General features: G+C 63.7%; 1 pseudogene. It reads right to left on the reverse strand.

The window, feature by feature from the left end:
- Positions 1–104 precede the first annotated feature (104 nt).
- Positions 105–281 (reverse strand): annotated as a pseudogene (gene hrcA / locus WDW90_RS39160) (heat-inducible transcriptional repressor HrcA); the annotation flags it as partial.

The raw sequence follows: 281 nt of genomic DNA on the forward strand, positions 1-281 counted from the left end.
CCGGGCTTGTTGCTCATTTTCCTACCATCGTTCGTGGGATCAGGGAGTTGCGCCCGATATCGAGGTTCGGAGTCGGAAAATCAAGGGCGGACAGGGCCGCCGCCCTACCCGAACATGCGGCTGATGAGCTGGGCCGTATAGTCCACCATCGGCACGATGCGCGCATAGTTGAGCCGGGTCGGGCCGATGACGCCGAGCGCGCCCACCACGCGCTGGTCCTTGTCGCGATAGGGCGCCACCACCAGCGACGAGCCGGAGAGCGAAAAGAGTCTGTTCTCCGA

Origin of the sequence: Methylobacterium nigriterrae, from assembly GCF_037106235.1 — a bacterium.
Lineage (GTDB): Bacteria > Pseudomonadota > Alphaproteobacteria > Rhizobiales > Beijerinckiaceae > Methylobacterium > Methylobacterium nigriterrae.